A 17,184-nucleotide genomic window follows, 5' to 3' on the forward strand; every position below is an offset into this window, starting at 1 on the left:
TAGCACGACAATAAAAAACGCCCAATAAAAAGGAGCCCCGAAAGGCTCCTTTATTCACAACCGCAGGTGTCAGTCGAACACACCGAAGGTCATGTAGCTGAACCACGAGCGGTCGCTGTTGTTGCCGGCTGCTTCGTGTTGTTCTTCTTCGATCACGTCGCCATTCGAATCTTTAGGCTTGAGATCCTTCGGAATAGCGTCTTTGGCGTCCTGGAATTGCTTCTGCACGTCCTGGTTGGCGCGGGTTTCACCCGGCGGCAGCGGTGGACGGGATTCGATCAGGCCCAATGTTGCCTTGCTCAGCCACGAGCGGTTGTCTGCTTCGGCAACCGACGGCTTGAACTGACCGTCCACCAGGCTTGGGTGGTTCGGGTAGTTGAGCTTCAGGGTTTCGAGGCTGGTATTGGCCAGTTCGTCCAGATGCAGGCGCTGGTAGGACTCGACCATCACCGCCAGACCGTCACCGACCGAAGGGGTTTCCTGGAAGTTTTCTACCACGTAACGGCCACGGTTCGCGGCGGCGACGTAGGCCTGACGGGTCAGGTAGTAGTCGGCAACGTGAATTTCGTAGGAAGCCAACAGGTTGCGCAGGTAAATCATGCGCTGCTTGGCGTCCGGCGAATAACGGCTGTTCGGGAAGCGGCTGGTCAGCTGGGCGAACTCGTTATAGGAGTCGCGAGCGGCGCCCGGGTCACGCTTGGTCATGTCCAGCGGCAGGAAGCGCGCCAGCAGGCCAACGTCCTGGTCGAAAGAGGTCAGACCCTTGAGGTAGTAAGCGTAATCCACGTTCGGGTGCTGCGGATGCAAACGAATAAAACGCTCGGCGGCGGACTTTGCAGCCTCAGGCTCGGCGTTTTTATAGTTGGCGTAGATGAGCTCGAGTTGAGCCTGATCGGCGTAACGACCGAACGGATACCGCGATTCCAGAGCCTTCAGCTTGGCCGTGGCGCTGGTATAGCTGTTGTTGTCCAGGTCGGCCTGAGCCTGCTGGTACAGCTCGACTTCACTCAGGTTTTCGTCTACGACTTCCTTCGATGAGCAAGCAGCGGTCAATGCGAGGATGGCGATCAGCAGCAGGTGTTTCACTTGCATGGCGGCTTGCGTCCCTATGACGGCCGCTGTCTTGGGCGGGGCCGTCCTGTTATGATGAGCGCCCCGTTGAATAGCCTCGGGGCAAAAGACGCCTTATTTAACCACAAGCGCGCAGCCGAAACCAAAGGCTGTGCCGACGCCTAGTCTGAGCATGTCCGATAAAATTGAACTTCGCGCAGAGGTGCCGTCCGAATTGGGCGGCCAACGCCTCGATCAAGTCGCCGCACAATTATTCGCTGAGCACTCGCGCTCGCGCCTTTCCGCCTGGATCAAAGACGGCCGCCTGACTGTGGATGGGGCGGTTATCCGCCCGCGAGACATCGTTCATGGTGGCGCCATACTTGAGTTGACTGCCGAGCAGGAAGCTCAGGGTGAATGGATCGCCCAAGACATCGAACTCGACATCGTCTACGAAGACGACGACATCCTGGTCATCAACAAGCCTGCGGGCCTGGTGGTGCATCCGGCTGCCGGCCATGCCGATGGCACCTTGCTGAACGCCTTGCTGCACCACGTGCCGGACATTATCAATGTGCCTCGCGCCGGTATCGTGCATCGCCTGGACAAGGACACCACCGGCCTCATGGTGGTGGCCAAGACCATTCAGGCGCAAACGCAGCTTGTCACTCAATTGCAGAGCCGTAGCGTCAGCCGGATCTACGAATGCATCGTGATCGGTGTGGTGACTGCCGGTGGCAAGATCAACGCGCCGATTGGTCGTCACGGCCAGCAGCGCCAGCGCATGGCGGTAATGGAAGGTGGCAAGCAGGCCGTTAGCCATTACCGTGTGCTCGAACGTTTCCGCTCCCACACTCACGTGCGGGTGAAGCTGGAAACCGGTCGGACGCACCAGATTCGCGTGCACATGGCTCACATCAACTATCCGTTGGTCGGAGATCCCGCTTATGGCGGCCGTTTCCGCATTCCGCCAGCTGCCAGTGTGACCATGGTTGAATCGTTGAAGGCGTTTCCGCGCCAGGCACTGCACGCGCGGTTCCTGGAACTGGATCACCCGACGACCGGTAAGCGCATGAGCTGGGAATCGCCACTGCCCGACGATTTTGTCTGGTTGCTGACGCTGCTCAAGCAAGACCGTGAGGCGTTCATCGGATGAGCGACTGGCTGATTCCCGACTGGCCTGCGCCTGCCGGGGTCAAAGCCTGCGTTACCACCCGTGCGGGCGGCGTCAGTCTGGCGCCGTTCGACAGCCTCAATCTCGGCGATCACGTCGACGACAGCCCTGAAGCCGTCGCCGAAAACCGCCGTCGTCTCACCGATCATTTTTCTATTCAACCGGCCTGGCTACAGCAGGTTCACGGCATCGTCGTGGCGCATGCAAACCCAGGCCAGGTAGACGCAGCCGACGCCAGTTGGACTGCAACCCCCGGTATTGCCTGTACGGCGATGACTGCCGATTGCCTGCCCGCGCTGTTCTGTGACCGCGCCGGAACACGTGTGGCGGCGGCGCACGCGGGTTGGCGCGGATTGGCGGCGGGCGTGCTTGAAGCCACGCTCGACAGACTGGCCGTACCGCCGGCCGAGGTTCTGGTGTGGCTTGGCCCGGCCATTGGCCCGCACGCCTTTGAAGTTGGCCCCGAAGTGCGCGAAACCTTCGTCCAGCAATTGCCCGAAGCCGCCGATGCCTTTGTGCCGAGTCAAAACGCCGGTAAATTCATGGCTGACATCTATATGCTGGCGCGCCTGCGCCTTGCCGCTCGCGGAGTAAACGCTGTTTATGGTGGCGGTTTCTGCACCGTGACCGATCCGCGTTTCTTTTCTTACCGCCGTCACCCGGTCACTGGTCGATTTGCCTCCCTTATCTGGCTCGAGCGCTAAACTTCGCTGACCTGCATCAATTGTTTGATGCTTGAAACTCCCAGAATTGACCGCATCTATAAGGGTATCTGGCAGGTTTCTTCATTCAGGATGGTTTCTTAGGTCCGGCCTGCTCAAAAGGAAGGTGACTTATGCGTATAGACCGTTTAACAAGCAAATTACAATTAGCGTTGTCCGACGCCCAATCCTTGGCCGTCGGCCTTGATCATCCCGGCATTGAACCGGCGCACTTGATGCAAGCCATGCTTGAACAGCAGGGTGGTTCGATCAAGCCTCTGCTGATGCAGGTAGGGTTTGACGTCAACAGCCTGCGTAAAGAGCTGACTAAAGAGCTCGATCAACTGCCGAAAATCCAGAACCCGACCGGCGACGTCAACATGTCGCAGGACTTGGCGCGCCTGCTCAACCAGGCCGATCGTCTGGCACAGCAGAAGGGCGACCAGTTCATCTCCAGTGAGCTGGTATTGCTCGCCGCCATGGATGACAACAGCAAACTCGGTAAGTTATTGCTGGGCCAGGGCGTGAGCAAAAAAGCCCTGGAAAACGCTATCAACAACCTGCGTGGTGGCGAGGCAGTCAATGACGCCAATCATGAAGAGTCGCGCCAGGCGCTGGATAAATACACCGTCGACCTGACCAAGCGTGCCGAAGACGGCAAGCTCGATCCGGTGATTGGCCGTGACGACGAAATTCGCCGGACGATTCAGGTGCTGCAACGCCGTACCAAGAATAACCCGGTACTGATCGGTGAGCCGGGGGTTGGTAAAACAGCCATCGCCGAAGGTCTGGCGCAGCGAATCATCAATGGTGAAGTGCCGGATGGCCTGAAAGGCAAACGTCTGCTGTCCCTCGACATGGGGGCGCTGATTGCGGGTGCCAAGTATCGCGGCGAGTTCGAAGAGCGCCTGAAATCGCTGCTCAATGAGCTGTCGAAGCAGGAAGGGCAGATCATTCTGTTCATCGACGAACTGCACACCATGGTCGGCGCCGGTAAAGGCGAAGGATCGATGGATGCGGGCAACATGCTCAAGCCTGCGTTGGCTCGTGGTGAGTTGCACTGTGTCGGCGCAACCACGCTCAATGAGTATCGCCAATATATAGAGAAGGATGCCGCCCTCGAACGGCGCTTCCAGAAAGTGCTCGTGGATGAGCCGAGCGAAGAAGACACCATCGCTATTTTGCGTGGCCTGAAAGAGCGCTACGAGGTTCACCACAAGGTGGCGATCACCGACGGCGCGATCATCGCTGCGGCCAAGCTCAGTCATCGCTACATTACCGATCGTCAGTTGCCTGACAAGGCCATCGACCTGATCGACGAAGCGGCCAGCCGTATCCGCATGGAAATCGACTCCAAGCCGGAAGTGCTTGATCGCCTGGAGCGTCGCCTGATTCAGCTGAAGGTGGAATCCCAGGCGCTGAAGAAAGAAAGTGACGACGCGGCGAAGAAACGCCTGGAAAAACTCCAGGAAGAAATCGTTCGGCTCGAGCGTGAGTATTCTGATCTGGAAGAAATCTGGAACGCAGAGAAAGCAGAGGTTCAAGGATCTGCTCAGATTCAGCAGAAAATCGAGCAGTCCCGTCAGGAGCTTGAAGCTGCGCGCCGTAAAGGCGACCTGAACCGTATGGCCGAGCTGCAATACGGGGTCATCCCGGACCTGGAGCGCAGCCTGCAAATGGTCGACCAGCACGGCAAAACCGAAAACCAGTTGCTGCGTAGCAAGGTGACTGAAGAGGAAATTGCCGAAGTCGTCTCCAAGTGGACCGGTATTCCAGTGTCGAAAATGCTCGAAGGCGAGCGCGACAAACTGATGAAGATGGAAAGCCTGTTGCACCAACGCGTGATCGGTCAGGACGAAGCGGTGATTGCCGTTTCCAACGCTGTGCGACGTTCGCGAGCCGGATTGTCGGACCCGAACCGTCCGAGCGGGTCGTTCATGTTCCTCGGCCCGACCGGTGTCGGTAAAACCGAGTTGTGCAAAGCGTTGGCCGAGTTCCTCTTTGATACTGAAGAGGCGATGGTGCGAATCGACATGTCCGAGTTCATGGAGAAACATTCCGTGGCTCGATTGATCGGTGCGCCACCAGGATACGTGGGCTACGAAGAAGGTGGTTACCTGACCGAGGCTGTGCGTCGCAAGCCTTATTCGGTGATCCTGCTGGATGAGGTCGAAAAGGCCCACCCGGACGTGTTCAATATCTTGCTGCAAGTGCTTGAAGATGGCCGATTGACTGACAGCCATGGCCGTACGGTGGATTTCAAGAACACCGTGATTGTCATGACTTCCAACCTGGGGTCGGTTCAGATCCAGGAGTTGGTCGGTGATCGTGAGGCGCAGCGTGCAGCGGTGATGGATGCGATTTCCACGCACTTCCGGCCGGAGTTCATCAACCGGGTCGATGAGGTGGTGATCTTCGAGCCGTTGGCTCGTGATCAGATCGCCGGTATCACCGAGATCCAGTTGAGCCGTCTGCGCAGTCGCCTGACCGAACGTGAGCTGAAGCTTGATCTCAGCCCTGAGGCCATGGATAAGCTGATTGCCGTAGGTTACGACCCTGTGTATGGCGCCCGTCCTCTGAAACGAGCGATTCAACGCTGGATCGAAAACCCGTTGGCACAGCTGATTCTGTCGGGTCGGTTCATGCCGGGCGACACTGCCAAAGGCGTCGTGAAAAACGACGAAATTGTCTTCGACTGATCCACGTCGGCGGCAAAATGAAAGAGGCCTCGCATTGCGAGGCCTTTTTTTCGTTAGGCTGTTGAACTGAAAGGAAAAGGCTTGTAAAGTGCGCCCCGCAGTAAGTCACCCGGAAGGGTTTCTGCTCCCCAAGCAGGAATCTGAAATAAGTTGCAAATCATTAACTTGAATGCGATTTAGGGGGTTGACAGAGGTGCTTAAGATTGTAGAATAGCGCGCCTCAGCACACGAACGCAGCGATGCGAACGGGTCGAGATGCAGCAAGCTTCACCGTTGTAAATTGAAATATGTAGTTCCGTGATAGCTCAGTCGGTAGAGCAAATGACTGTTAATCATTGGGTCCCAGGTTCGAGTCCTGGTCACGGAGCCAATTTCAAACCGGGGTATAGCGCAGTCCGGTAGCGCGCCTGCTTTGGGAGCAGGATGTCAGGAGTTCGAATCCCCTTACCCCGACCATTTTTGGGTCGTTAGCTCAGTTGGTAGAGCAGTTGGCTTTTAACCAATTGGTCGTAGGTTCGAATCCCACACGACCCACCATTTTTGAAACCAGTTAACGCTGGAATCGAATCTTAAGATCAGCGGCCAAAAGCCATGATCGAAGAAGGCGACTGTAAAGGTCGCCTTTTTTTTACCGGGGTATAGCGCAGTCCGGTAGCGCGCCTGCTTTGGGAGCAGGATGTCAGGAGTTCGAATCCCCTTACCCCGACCATATTAAAAATCCTCGTATCGAAAGATACGGGGATTTTTTTTGCCTGCGAAAATATAAAAGGCACTGCTAAAACAACGGTGGGAGCCAGCAGGCCGGCCCCCACAGGTTTTATATCAATGCAGCTTCAGGCGGGGCTCGGTACCACGGCCGATCTTGCTGCCCAGCATCAACATCGCGGTGCGAAACGCGCCATACAGCGCCACTTGGTGCATGCGATACAGCGACACATAAAACATCCGCGCCAGCCAGCCTTCCAGCATCACGCTACCGGTGAGGTTGCCCATCAAGTTACCCACAGCCGAAAAACGCGACAGCGAGATCAGCGAGCCGTAATCGGTGTACTTGTACTCCGGCAGCGCCTTGCCTTCGATCCGCAGTTTCAGCGATTTGGCCAGCAACGAAGCCTGCTGATGTGCGGCCTGGGCGCGTGGCGGCACATTACGATCAGTGCCCGGTTGTGGGCACGCTGCGCAATCGCCGAAGGCAAAGATGTTTTCGTCACGGGTGGTTTGCAGCGTCGGCAGCACGTGCAGCTGGTTGATGCGATTGGTTTCCAGGCCATCGATGTCCTTTAGGAAACCCGGTGCCCGAATACCTGCAGCCCAGACTTTCAGGCTGGCATTGATCACTTTGCCATCAGCCGTAATCAGGCTGTCGGCGGTGACTTCACTGACCGCTGCATTGGTCATGACGTTAACCCCGAGTTTCTCCAGGGTTTTATGCACCGGTCCGCCAATTCGCTCTGGCAGCGCAGGCAGTACACGCGGGCCTGCTTCGATCAAGGTGATGTGCATGTTTTCCGGTTTGATCCGGTCCAGCCCGTAAGCGGCCAGTTCATGCGCGGCATTGTGCAGCTCGGCGGCCAGTTCCACACCCGTTGCGCCGGCGCCGACGATGGCCACGCTGATTTGTTGCACATCATCGGTTTGGCCCGCGTGAGCGCGCAGGTAATGGTTGAGCAGTTGCTGGTGAAAGCGCTCAGCCTGCTTGCGGGTGTCTAGGAACAGGCAATGCTGCGCCGCACCTTGTGTGCCGAAGTCGTTGGTGGTGCTGCCCACCGCAATCACCAATGAGTCGTAACCCACTTCACGCGCCGGCACCAGTTCCAGACCGGCCTCGTCATACGTTGCGGCCAGCTGAATTTTTTTCTGGGTGCGGTCCAGCCCACTCATGCGCCCCAACTGGAACTCGAAGTGGTTCCATTTCGCTTGGGCAACATAGTTGAGTTCATCTTCGGAGGAGTTCAGCGAACCGGCAGCCACTTCATGCAACAGCGGTTTCCAGATATGGGTCAGGTTCGCGTCGACCAGCATCACACTGGCCGTGCCGCGCTTGCCCAGAGTCTTACCCAGACGGGTAGCCAACTCCAGACCGCCGGCGCCGCCGCCAACGATAACAATACGGTGAGTCATGGGGATATCTCGCAAGGCTAAAAGAAATCGGTGCAATTACCCGAGCGAGCGCAAGGCAGCTCATAGCGTCAGGTAACTGATAAATCGGCTCAACAGGCCTAAACCAATGGTCACTGCCAACACCACAACAAGGAGCATCCACGGCCGGAAAGGTCGGCGCTCAACCTGGTGCTGGGACAGGTGCAGGTATTCTTCGACATGCTTCTGGTCATCGGGGTTCAGGCGGCTGGTCATTTCGGGCCTCGTCAGGGGTAGACGTTGCTTAATGTGAAGAAGCTACAGGGAATTATTCCCTCTGTGAACGGAGCATAGTCGCTGGCAGGGAAGGGCGATGCTCACAGGCTTATTCCGACATCAAAGACAATGCTGCGCCCCAGGTTGCTGCGCAAAAAATCCGGTGCATCGGGATGCGCAAACAGTACGCGGGCGAACGTCGGGCCAACCAAAGACAATGAACGCCAGCCCTGGCGCAAGTATTCAGTGGGCGGCGGAAAATGACTGTTGAGGTCCAACACTTCGCGCTTGAGGCTGGCGAACGCGATGATGTCCAGTTCTCCCAAATCCATGCCGCGTTCTTTGTAGTTGTGGGCTTTTTTACGCAGCGTGGGCGCCAGCCTCAGCAGGAATTCATTGGCCGGGATGCGTTTTGGCTTGGCTTCGCGGCGCACCAGCGAGCTGAGGGAAAACGCGCTGCGCCGACGCTGCAGTTCGTCACGCCATTCATCGTTGAGGCGTCGACCTTCATCCAGCACAAAGAACACCTCGAAACTGGCATCGCGAAACAGCACATCGGGCGGCTCGCCGGCAGGGGCAAACTCGTCGGTGCGGTAGGGAATGTTCAAGCCTTGCAGCAGGCGTTGGCAGACCCAACGCTCACGCTCCCATTTGCGGGCATTGGAGAGAAACGCGTTGGCTTGCTCGGCCGCAACGGTCAGCAGGCGTAAGTAATCTGAGTCATCCATAGGCCCAAGCTTAGCGTTCAAATGCGCTCGCAAAGAAGACAGTTTGTCGGAGAACAGCAAAAGCCTGCCTCAGCACCCTGCGCAAACTCGTGATCAAAGCCTGACAGGGCACTGCACAAAACGGATAGCGATCTGCGCTAAGCGGATATTGCTGCGTGCAGCTCAACCCTACCCTCGGCGTCAGGGACGTTAGCCGCTTTACCGACGCTCTTATAAAAAAACAACAACAAGAGATAAATGCCATGCGCAAGATCGACGTACATGAGGTTATCGACAACGCACGTTTCAACCGTTTTCACTGGATGGTGCTGTTCTGGTGTGCCCTGATCATCATCTTCGATGGTTACGATTTGGTGATTTACGGCGTTGTGCTGCCGATGCTGATGAAAGAGTGGGGGCTGAGCCCGCTGCAAGCCGGAGCCCTTGGCAGTTACGCGTTGTTCGGCATGATGTTCGGTGCGCTGTTTTTCGGCCCGCTGTCGGACAAGATCGGACGCAAGAAAGCCATCACGCTCTGCGTCATGCTTTTCAGCGGTTTTACCGTGCTCAATGGATTTGCCCGTAATCCGACCGAGTTTGGAGTTTGCCGCTTTATTGCCGGGCTGGGGATTGGCGGTGTCATGCCAAACGTCGTGGCGTTGATGAACGAATACGCGCCGAAGAAAATCCGCAGCACACTCGTGGCGATCATGTTCAGCGGTTATTCGGTGGGCGGCATGCTGTCGGCGGGCCTGGGTATCGTACTGATCCCGAGTTTTGGCTGGCAGTCGGTATTCTACGTAGCGGTGCTGCCGCTGTTGCTGCTGCCATTGATCATGTACTTCCTGCCCGAGTCGGTGGGTTTCATGCTGCGCCAAGGGCGTAATGACGAAGCGCGCGCCATCCTTCAACGAGTGGAGCCGGCTTACGTTGCGCAATCCGGCGATCTGTTGGAAATGAATGAAGTGAAAGGCACCGGCACGCCAGTGTTGCAGCTGTTTCGTGAGGGCCGGGCGCTGCGTACGCTGATGCTGTGGCTGGCGTTTTTCTGCTGCTTGCTGATGGTTTATGCCCTGAGTTCCTGGTTGCCGAAACTGATGGCTAACGCGGGTTATAGCCTGGGATCGAGCCTCTCATTTTTGTTGGTGCTTAACTTCGGGGCGATCTTTGGCGCGGTGGGGGGCGGTGTACTGGGTGACAAGCTCAACCTGCCGCGGGTGCTGGCGGTGTTTTTCGCGTTGGCTGCGGTGTCGATTACCTTGCTGGGCTTCAACAGCCCGATGCCGGTGTTGTACTTGCTGATCGCGATTGCCGGCGCCACCACTATTGGCTCGCAGATCCTGTTGTACGCCTGCGCCGCACAGTTTTACTCCATGACGATTCGCTCCACCGGTTTGGGTTGGGCTTCGGGCATCGGGCGCAATGGCGCAATTGTTGGTCCGTTGTTGGGCGGGGCGTTGCTTGGAATCAGCCTGCCACTGCAACTGAACTTCATGGCGTTTGCGTTACCGGGTGCGGTGGCTGCCATTGCCATGACTGTGTTCGCCATCAGCAGTCAACGCAGCGCGAAAAACGTGCCGGCGGACCAACGCAACGCATCGTCCAACGAGGCGGTAGGCGACGTTTCATGAAAACGTTACTCCGGGACTTTTCCCTGTCGGCTGCGGTGGCCGGATTTATCGCCACGGTGATTTCCTACGCGGGCCCCTTGGTGATTATTTTTCAGGCGGCCAACAGCGCGCATCTGTCGCACGACGTGTTGTCGTCCTGGGTGTGGGCGATCTCCATTGGCAGCGCGGTGTTGGGCATTGGCTTGAGCCTGCGCTACCGCGTGCCGGTGATCATTGCGTGGTCGGCGCCAGGCTCGGCATTGTTGGTGGCGCTGTTACCGGGCATCTCGATGCCGGAAGCGGTAGGCGCTTATCTGGTCAGTAGCCTGATTATCTTTGTGGTCGGGGTGTCGGGTGCCTTTGACCGAATCATCAGCAAACTGCCCGCCGCCATTGCTGCGGCAATGCTGGCAGGGATTCTGTTCAGTTTTGGCACCGGATTGTTCGTGTCACTGCAGGGCAAACCTCTATTGGTGCTGGCGATGTTTGCCACGTACCTGATCTGTAAGCGGGTGATGCCGCGTTACGCGGTGTTGATGGTGCTGCTGGTGGGCGTGTCGATAGCCTTGCTTGCCGGTGATCTGCACCGCGAAGCGTTGGTGATCGGCTTCGCTACGCCGGTATGGATTACGCCTGAGTTCACCGTGGGCGCAACCCTCAATATCGCGCTGCCGTTGGTGATGGTGGCGCTGACCGGACAGTTCGTTCCCGGCATGGCGGTGCTGCGTGCCAGCGGCTATGACACTCCCGCGAGTCCGATCATTGCCAGCAGTGCGTTGGGCTCTGCGCTGTTGGCGCCGTTCGGCTGTCACGGACTCAACCTGGCGGCGATCACTGCCGCTATCTGTACCGGTCGCGAGGCTCATGAAGACCCGGGTAAACGCTACGTGGCTGGCGTGGTCGGCGGCCTCTGTTACCTGGTGCTGGGGATCTTTGGTGCGACGCTGGTTTCGCTGTTTTCGGCATTCCCCAAGGAGTTGATCGCGGCATTGGCGGGGCTGGCGTTGTTCGCAGCGATTGCGGGCGCGTTGGCCGGCGCAATGGCGGTTCCCCGTGACCGTGAAGCCGCGCTGGTGACCTTTTTGGCCACCGCATCGGGTATGTCGTTGTTTGGTTTGTCTGCGGCTTTTTGGGGGCTGATTTTCGGCATGGCCACGCACCTGCTGTTAAGCGTCCGACGCCCCGTCCCTCGCAGCGAAAGGGCTGCCAGTGAAAATCTTCAACCTGTCGATCAATAACAATAAGAGAAAAACGATGAAACAGATTCTTCCAACAACCGGTTCAGTGTTGTCCATTTCTGTCGTCTGCAGTTTGTCCGCCGGGGCGATAGCCGCCGAGCGTGGTTTCATCGAAGACACCACGGCTACCTTGCAGGCACGTAACTATTATTTCAGTCGCGACTTCTCTGACATCGTCGGGGCCAATCAGCAATCCAAGGCTGAAGAGTGGGCACAGGGCTTCATCCTCAACGTTAAATCCGGTTACACCCAAGGCACAGTCGGTTTTGGCGTGGACGTCATCGGTTTGCTCGGCCTCAAACTTGATAGCAGCCCGGACCGTGTCAACACCGGCCTGTTACCCGTGCAGGATGATGGGCGAGCAGCCAATGATTACAGCCGTCTCGAGGCAGCGTTGAAAATGCGTTACTCGAAAACCGAGTTGAAGGTGGGCGAGTTGCAACCCAACCTGCCGGTGCTGGCCTTCAGCGATATTCGCCTGCTGCCGCCCAGTTATCAGGGGGCGAGCATCAGTTCGAACGAGATCAATGGCTTGACCTTGCAGGGCGGTCACTTGAGTTCGACCAGCCTGCGCAACGAGGCCGGTGACGAAAAAATGCAAGCCATGCTCGGACACGTTCCGCAGCGCCAGGTCAGCAGCGATGGTTTCAACTTTGCGGGCGCCGATTACGCCTTCAACGATAAACGCAGTTCGGTCAGTGCCTGGTTTGGGCAACTGGAAGATATCTACAACCAGCGTTTCCTGGGCTTCAAGCACAGCGAGCCGTTGGGTAACTGGACGTTGGGCGCCAACCTCGGGTACTACGATTCACGCGAGGACGGTAAAAAGCTGCTGGGTAATATCGACAACCGGGCGTTCTTTTCCTTGCTGTCGGCCAAGCGTGGTGGCCACACGTTTTATGTCGGTTACCAAGGCATGTATGGCGACAGCGCCTTCCCACGGGTTTTTGCCAACATCACGCCGCTGGGCAACGAAGTACCGACTTACGAGTTCGCCTACACCGATGAGCGTTCCTGGCAGGTGCGGTACGACTACGATTTTGCCGCACTCGGTATGCCTGGCCTGACCAGCACCGTGCGTTACATCACAGGCAACAATGTCGACACGGGCAAAGGATTCGAAGGCCGGGACCGTGAGCGCGACCTGGACCTCGGTTATGTGCTGCAAAGCGGCACTTTCAAAGGCCTTGGCATTCGTGTGCGCAATGCAATGGCACGGTCCAACTACCGCAGCGATATCGACGAAAATCGCTTGATTCTCAGCTACACATGGACGTTGCTCTGAGCGTCATAGGGTGCGGTTGAGCGGTGCTACGCATCAGTATCAGCCGGCGCTGCAGTTGCCCATGACTTTATAGGTCACGCTGTGGGTCTGGCCCTGGTGATCGACATAAACCATGGTCGCCGGCACAACGTCGCACGAGTTTGCAGTGTCGGTAATGGAAACCACTTCGGCGACGTCTAGAGGCTGTGCAGGATCGTACGCGGTCGTCGCCGGAATGCTATTGGCGGCCATGGCCGAGGTGGCTGCGACGGTTAAAAACAGGACCATTAAGGTTTTCATTTTGGTGTGCTCTGTGTTGATTCTGATGCTGGAAGTTTAGTCGTTGCCTGTGAGGGATAAAGTAGGGTTGGGCTGATTCAGTGTTGCGCAGAATGTAACAATCATCTGTTTTGTGCCTCGGTGGCCGCTAAATCCAGCCCGGGCAAACCCGGGTGTAAACTAAGACCCTGTCAAAGTCGGCCACATAAAGGAGTGCGCCCAGCGATGATCGGCGCCGATTTACTTTCATCTGAAACCCTCTCGGTGGGATGGCTGATCTACGTCTGCGCGCTGATCTGGGCGATTGTGCGGGCACCTTGGGTCGAACTTTTCAGTGACAACCGACGCCAACACCTGTTGTTTGGCACGGTGTTCGCGCTGTTCATGCTGTGGCTGGTACGAAGGGATTTTGATACCGGCGTGTCTTATCACTTCATCGGCCTGACAGCGGTGACGTTGCTGCTGGATTGGCCGTTGGCGATTGTGGGTGGCTTGATCGCGCAGGTGGGTTTGGTGTTGCTCGGGCGTCAGGACTTCGCTGCGATGGGGGTCAACGGCGCGCTGCTGATTCTGCTGCCGGTATTGGTGACCGAGTGCTGCGCAATCCTTGTGGAGCGTGCGCAGCCACGCAATCCCTTCGTGTATATCTTTTGTTCCGGATTCTTTGCGGCGGCGCTGGCGGCGTTGCTGTGCCTGCTGTTGACGCTGTGGTTATTGTGGTTCGACGGACAATTTGAAATGCCGTACTGGCTGGAAGATTTTGTCGGTTATATATGGCTGTTGATTTTTCCGGAGGCGTTTATCAATGGCGTAGTAATCACCGCGCTCGTGGTGTTTTGCCCCGATTGGCTGGAGACCTTCAATCGCACACGCTACCTTTCGGCGCCATGGAAAGACGACGATCCGAACTCTTGACCCACATCAAACCGCCACGGTGCTGACGCTCGCATGCTCCGCAAAACCTTCAGGAGCATCGTCATGAGTGTCTACGAGTGGGCAAGGCAGGAACTGCGCCAGAGTCTGGATACAGCGCAAGAAGTAGGATTTGATCCGGGGCTGAGCCTGCGCGCCTTGCTCAGCGCGGTGGTGCAGCAGAGCAAGGCTGTGCGCAGTGTCGAGGACCTGGCCGATGAGTTGCGTTTTCTGGCGGAAAACCTCGATGACGGTCAGGACTACGGTTTCATGCGGCCATAACGGTCAGTGACGTGGTTCGAAGTCTTCGCTGAACAGGTCGTCTTCGGCATCCGGGCTTACCGGAATCTTGTGTTCTTCAGAGGCCCAGGCCCCGAGGTCGATCAGTTTGCATCGGTCCGAACAAAACGGGCGGAAGGTACTGGCGGCGTTCCATTCAACAGGGGCGCCGCAGGTTGGGCATAGAACGATAGGGGGTTGGCTCATGACTGGCCTCCACGCAAAGTAAGGTAAAAGTTATGCAGGCGTTCGACCTCGCTGTGCAGCCAGGCGAGGTCGCGGTCGTTGACCACTACATCGTCGGCATGGCTCAAGCGGTCCTGGCGGCTGGATTGCACCTTGAGAATCGCCTGGACCTGTTGCTCGCTGGTCTGGTCACGTTGCAGCGTGCGTTCGATCTGTAGTCGCTCGGGAGCGTCGATCACCAACACCCGTTGGGTCATGGCGTACTGCCCGGACTCTATCAGCAATGGCGACACCAGAATCGCGTAAGGCGATTGTGCCTTGGCCAGGCTCTGCTCGATTTCCTGGTTGATCAGCGGGTGCAGCAGCCCCTCGAGCCAGCGGCGTTCATCCGGCACTTCAAAAATCAGCTTGCGCAGCGCCGCGCGATCCAGTTGCCCATCAGCCTGCAACACGCCAGGGCCGAAGTGCCCGGCGATCTCTGCCAGGGCTGGACGCCCCGGTTCCACGACCCAGCGCGCCGCGTGATCGGCGTCCACCACGTGCACACCAAGATCGATGAAGTGCTGGGCGGCCGCACTTTTGCCGCTGCCAATGCCGCCGGTCAATCCGAGAATCCAGGGTTTTTCCACAGGGGTATTCATTTCAAACCGACAAACTGCCAATAGAAGTCGGTTATTTGACCACCCCAGAGCAACGCAATCCAGCCGGCAATCGCCAGATAGGGACCGAAGGGGATAGGCGTTGAGGTATTTGCGTCACGCATACGCAACAAAATCACCCCGACCACCGCGCCCACCAAGGATGACAACAACACAGTCAGCGGCAAAATATGCCAGCCGCCCCATGCCCCGAGCATGGCCAGCAGCTTGAAGTCGCCTTGGCCGATGCCGTCCTTGCCGGTGATCAGCTTGAACACCCAGAACACCGACCACAACGCCACGTACCCGGCTACTGCACCCCACAGCGCGTCATGCAGCGGCACGAACAGCTCGAAACTGTTGACGATCAGCCCCAGCCACAGCAGCGGTAGCACCAGCACATCCGGCAGCAGTTGATGCTCGGCATCGATCAGGCTCATGGCTAACAGGCCCCATGTCAGCACCAGCGCCATCAAGGCCGGCCAGCCGAAGCCAAAATGCCAGGCAATGAATGCCGACAGCAAGCCACAGGCCAGCTCGGTCAACGGATAACGTGCGCTGATCGGCGCCGCGCAGCGTGAGCAACGGCCGCGCAGGAAGACAAAACTCAGCAATGGAATGTTTTCCCACGCCCGAATCCGATGCGCGCAGTGTGGGCACTGAGAGTGCGGCAGCATCAAGTTGTAGGTGGGTAGCGATGCTTCGGCGGGCAGGCCCAGAATCTCGTTTGCCTGGCCCCGCCACTCACGCTCGAGCATTCTTGGCAGGCGCCAGATCACCACGTTCAGGAAGCTGCCAATCAGCAGGCCAACCACCAGGGCGATGGCGACAAAGGCCAGTGGGTAAATCGTCAGTACTTCATTCAGTGGCATGTCAGATCGCAGAGCCCAATTGGAAGATGGGCAGGTACATCGCGACCACCAGGCCGCCGACGATAACACCCAGCACCACCATGATGAACGGCTCCATCAGGCTGGTGAGGTTATCGACCATGTTGTCGACCTCGGCCTCATAGAAGTTCGCGACTTTGTCGAGCATGTCATCCAGTGCGCCGGACTCTTCGCCAATCGCAGTCATCTGGATGGCCATGTTCGGGAAAATCCCCGAGGTGCGCATGGCGAAATTAAGCTGCATGCCCGTCGAGACTTCCTGCCTGATGCGCAACACCGCGCGTTTGAAAACGATGTTGCCGGTGGCGCCGGCCACTGATTCCAGTGCCTCCACCAGCGGTACGCCAGCGGCGAATGTGGTGGACAGCGTACGGGCGTAACGAGCCACCGCCGACTTGTACATCAGCGTGCCAACCAGCGGTAGTTTCAGCAGCCAGGTGTCTGTCCAGTCCCGGAAGGCTTGCGAAGTCCTGAACGCGCGGCGTACACCAAAGATTCCCGCAATCAGTGCGCCGAGGAGTATCCACCACCATTGCTGCATGAATTCCGAAAGGCGAATCACCATCACCGTGAAGGCCGGTAATTCGGCGCCAAACCCTTTGAAAACCGATTCGAACTGAGGCACGACCTTGACCAGCAGGATCCCGGTCACAATGATCGCCACGAAGACCACGGCCAGTGGATAGGTCATGGCTTTCTTGATTTTGGCCTTGAGGCTTTCGCTCTTTTCCTTGTACGTAGCCACCCGCTCCAGCAGCGTGTCCAATGCCCCCGCCTGCTCGCCTGCATCTACCAGGTTGCAGTACAACTCGTCGAAGTATTGCGGCTTTTTGCGCAGCGCCGCAGCGAAACTGTTGCCCGCCGCGACTTCCTGTTTGACCTCGTCCACCAATTTGCGCATGGCCGGGTTATCGAAGCCTTCGCCGATGATGTCGAAGGACTGCAGCAGCGGCACGCCGGCCTTCATCATGGTTGCCATTTGCCGGGTGAACAGTGCGATGTCCTGGGCTTTGATACGTTTGCCCAAACTGAAAATCGAAATCGACTTCTTGCGCACCTTGCCGGGATTGATCCCCTGTTTGCGCAGTTGAGCCTTGATCAATGCCGGGTTTTGACCGCTCAGCTCACCGGTCATTTTAGTGCCCTTACGGTCCGTGCCTTCCCAGGCATACACACTTATTTTTGCTGCTTTGACCGCCATG

At 57.6% G+C, this 17,184-nt stretch carries 17 protein-coding genes and 4 tRNA genes; 12 read left to right on the top strand and 9 right to left on the bottom strand.

Going from position 1 to position 17,184, the window contains the following annotated elements; genetic code table 11:
- Positions 1-69 precede the first annotated feature (69 nt).
- Positions 70-1,092, bottom strand: coding sequence for an outer membrane protein assembly factor BamD (locus ACQR3R_RS26960; RefSeq protein ID WP_428277125.1), 1,023 nt, complete (start codon positions 1,090-1,092; stop codon positions 70-72).
- Between the two features lie 151 nt (positions 1,093-1,243).
- Between ACQR3R_RS26960 and rluD the strand changes: the two genes are divergently transcribed.
- The 7 genes from rluD (at position 1,244) to ACQR3R_RS26995 (ending at position 6,333) form a co-directional block, all read left to right on the top strand.
- Positions 1,244-2,206: a 23S rRNA pseudouridine(1911/1915/1917) synthase RluD gene (gene rluD / locus ACQR3R_RS26965; RefSeq protein WP_007942311.1), complete on the top strand. Its 963-nt coding sequence runs from the start codon at positions 1,244-1,246 to the stop codon at positions 2,204-2,206.
- Complete coding sequence (pgeF, locus tag ACQR3R_RS26970) at positions 2,203-2,928, top strand: peptidoglycan editing factor PgeF (protein WP_428277127.1); 726 nt, start codon at positions 2,203-2,205, stop codon at positions 2,926-2,928. Before rluD ends, pgeF begins: the two co-directional genes overlap by 4 nt.
- Before the next feature lie 131 nt (positions 2,929-3,059).
- Positions 3,060-5,624, top strand: a complete 2,565-nt coding sequence (gene clpB, locus ACQR3R_RS26975) for an ATP-dependent chaperone ClpB (RefSeq protein ID WP_428277129.1) — start codon at positions 3,060-3,062, stop codon at positions 5,622-5,624.
- A 294-nt stretch (positions 5,625-5,918) separates the two neighbouring features.
- Positions 5,919-5,994 (top strand) — tRNA-Asn (locus ACQR3R_RS26980).
- A gap of 9 nt (positions 5,995-6,003) precedes the next feature.
- Positions 6,004-6,080, top strand: a tRNA-Pro gene (locus ACQR3R_RS26985).
- Positions 6,081-6,085: 5 nt separating this feature from the next.
- Positions 6,086-6,161 (top strand) — tRNA-Lys (locus ACQR3R_RS26990).
- Positions 6,162-6,256: 95 nt separating this feature from the next.
- A tRNA-Pro gene (locus ACQR3R_RS26995) sits at positions 6,257-6,333 on the top strand.
- 113 nt (positions 6,334-6,446) lie between these two features.
- On the opposite strand, the gene ACQR3R_RS27000 is transcribed toward ACQR3R_RS26995, so the two are convergent.
- The 3 genes from ACQR3R_RS27000 to ACQR3R_RS27010 form a co-directional block, all read right to left on the bottom strand.
- Positions 6,447-7,745: an FAD-dependent oxidoreductase gene (locus ACQR3R_RS27000; protein WP_428277131.1), complete on the bottom strand. Its 1,299-nt coding sequence runs from the start codon at positions 7,743-7,745 to the stop codon at positions 6,447-6,449.
- Positions 7,746-7,805: 60 nt separating this feature from the next.
- Entirely contained in the window at positions 7,806-7,979 is a 174-nt protein-coding gene (locus ACQR3R_RS27005) for a DUF3094 domain-containing protein (protein ID WP_032833555.1), read from the bottom strand.
- Positions 7,980-8,080: 101 nt separating this feature from the next.
- Positions 8,081-8,707 carry a DUF1780 domain-containing protein gene (locus ACQR3R_RS27010; protein WP_428277133.1) on the bottom strand — a complete coding sequence of 209 codons (627 nt, stop codon included), beginning with the start codon at positions 8,705-8,707 and terminating at the stop codon, positions 8,081-8,083.
- Positions 8,708-8,949: 242 nt separating this feature from the next.
- On the opposite strand from ACQR3R_RS27010, the gene ACQR3R_RS27015 reads away from it, so the two are divergent.
- Genes ACQR3R_RS27015 through ACQR3R_RS27025 form a run of 3 tightly spaced genes read left to right on the top strand, consistent with a single transcriptional unit; the run spans position 8,950 to position 12,819 of the window.
- A complete protein-coding gene (locus tag ACQR3R_RS27015; protein ID WP_428277135.1) occupies positions 8,950-10,317 on the top strand; it encodes an aromatic acid/H+ symport family MFS transporter in 1,368 nt (455 codons plus the stop codon).
- Entirely contained in the window at positions 10,314-11,534 is a 1,221-nt protein-coding gene (locus ACQR3R_RS27020) for a benzoate/H(+) symporter BenE family transporter (protein ID WP_428277137.1), read from the top strand. The genes ACQR3R_RS27015 and ACQR3R_RS27020 overlap by 4 nt, the downstream gene beginning before the upstream one ends.
- A 16-nt stretch (positions 11,535-11,550) precedes the next feature.
- Positions 11,551-12,819 (top strand): OprD family outer membrane porin, encoded by a 1,269-nt coding sequence (locus ACQR3R_RS27025; protein WP_428277139.1) that lies wholly within the window; start codon positions 11,551-11,553, stop codon positions 12,817-12,819.
- Positions 12,820-12,858: 39 nt separating this feature from the next.
- Here ACQR3R_RS27025 and ACQR3R_RS27030 read toward each other — a convergent pair whose 3' ends face one another.
- Positions 12,859-13,098, bottom strand: a complete 240-nt coding sequence (locus ACQR3R_RS27030; protein ID WP_428277141.1) for a DUF2790 domain-containing protein — start codon at positions 13,096-13,098, stop codon at positions 12,859-12,861.
- 204 nt (positions 13,099-13,302) lie between these two features.
- Between ACQR3R_RS27030 and ACQR3R_RS27035 the strand changes: the two genes are divergently transcribed.
- Both ACQR3R_RS27035 and ACQR3R_RS27040 read left to right on the top strand, forming a co-directional pair.
- The gene (locus tag ACQR3R_RS27035; protein WP_428277143.1) at positions 13,303-13,992 is read left to right on the top strand and encodes an energy-coupling factor ABC transporter permease; all 690 of its coding nucleotides are present in this window, start codon (positions 13,303-13,305) and stop codon (positions 13,990-13,992) included.
- A 63-nt stretch (positions 13,993-14,055) separates the two neighbouring features.
- Positions 14,056-14,271 (top strand): hypothetical protein, encoded by a 216-nt coding sequence (locus ACQR3R_RS27040; protein ID WP_428277145.1) that lies wholly within the window; start codon positions 14,056-14,058, stop codon positions 14,269-14,271.
- A 3-nt stretch (positions 14,272-14,274) separates the two neighbouring features.
- Here ACQR3R_RS27040 and yacG read toward each other — a convergent pair whose 3' ends face one another.
- Genes yacG through ACQR3R_RS27060 form a run of 4 tightly spaced genes read right to left on the bottom strand, consistent with a single transcriptional unit; the run spans position 14,275 to position 17,183 of the window.
- The gene (gene yacG / locus ACQR3R_RS27045) at positions 14,275-14,475 is read right to left on the bottom strand and encodes a DNA gyrase inhibitor YacG (RefSeq protein ID WP_428277147.1); all 201 of its coding nucleotides are present in this window, start codon (positions 14,473-14,475) and stop codon (positions 14,275-14,277) included.
- The gene (gene coaE, locus ACQR3R_RS27050; RefSeq protein WP_428277149.1) at positions 14,472-15,095 is read right to left on the bottom strand and encodes a dephospho-CoA kinase; all 624 of its coding nucleotides are present in this window, start codon (positions 15,093-15,095) and stop codon (positions 14,472-14,474) included. The genes yacG and coaE overlap by 4 nt, the downstream gene beginning before the upstream one ends.
- Positions 15,092-15,964, bottom strand: a complete 873-nt coding sequence (locus ACQR3R_RS27055) for a prepilin peptidase (RefSeq protein ID WP_428277151.1) — start codon at positions 15,962-15,964, stop codon at positions 15,092-15,094. Before ACQR3R_RS27055 ends, coaE begins: the two co-directional genes overlap by 4 nt.
- 1 nt (position 15,965) lies before the next feature.
- Complete coding sequence (locus tag ACQR3R_RS27060) at positions 15,966-17,183, bottom strand: type II secretion system F family protein (RefSeq protein WP_428277153.1); 1,218 nt, start codon at positions 17,181-17,183, stop codon at positions 15,966-15,968.
- Between the last annotated feature and the right edge of the window lies 1 nt (position 17,184).

It is taken from the genome of Gordonia sp. IEGM753, assembly GCF_050321825.1.
Lineage (GTDB): Bacteria > Pseudomonadota > Gammaproteobacteria > Pseudomonadales > Pseudomonadaceae > Aquipseudomonas.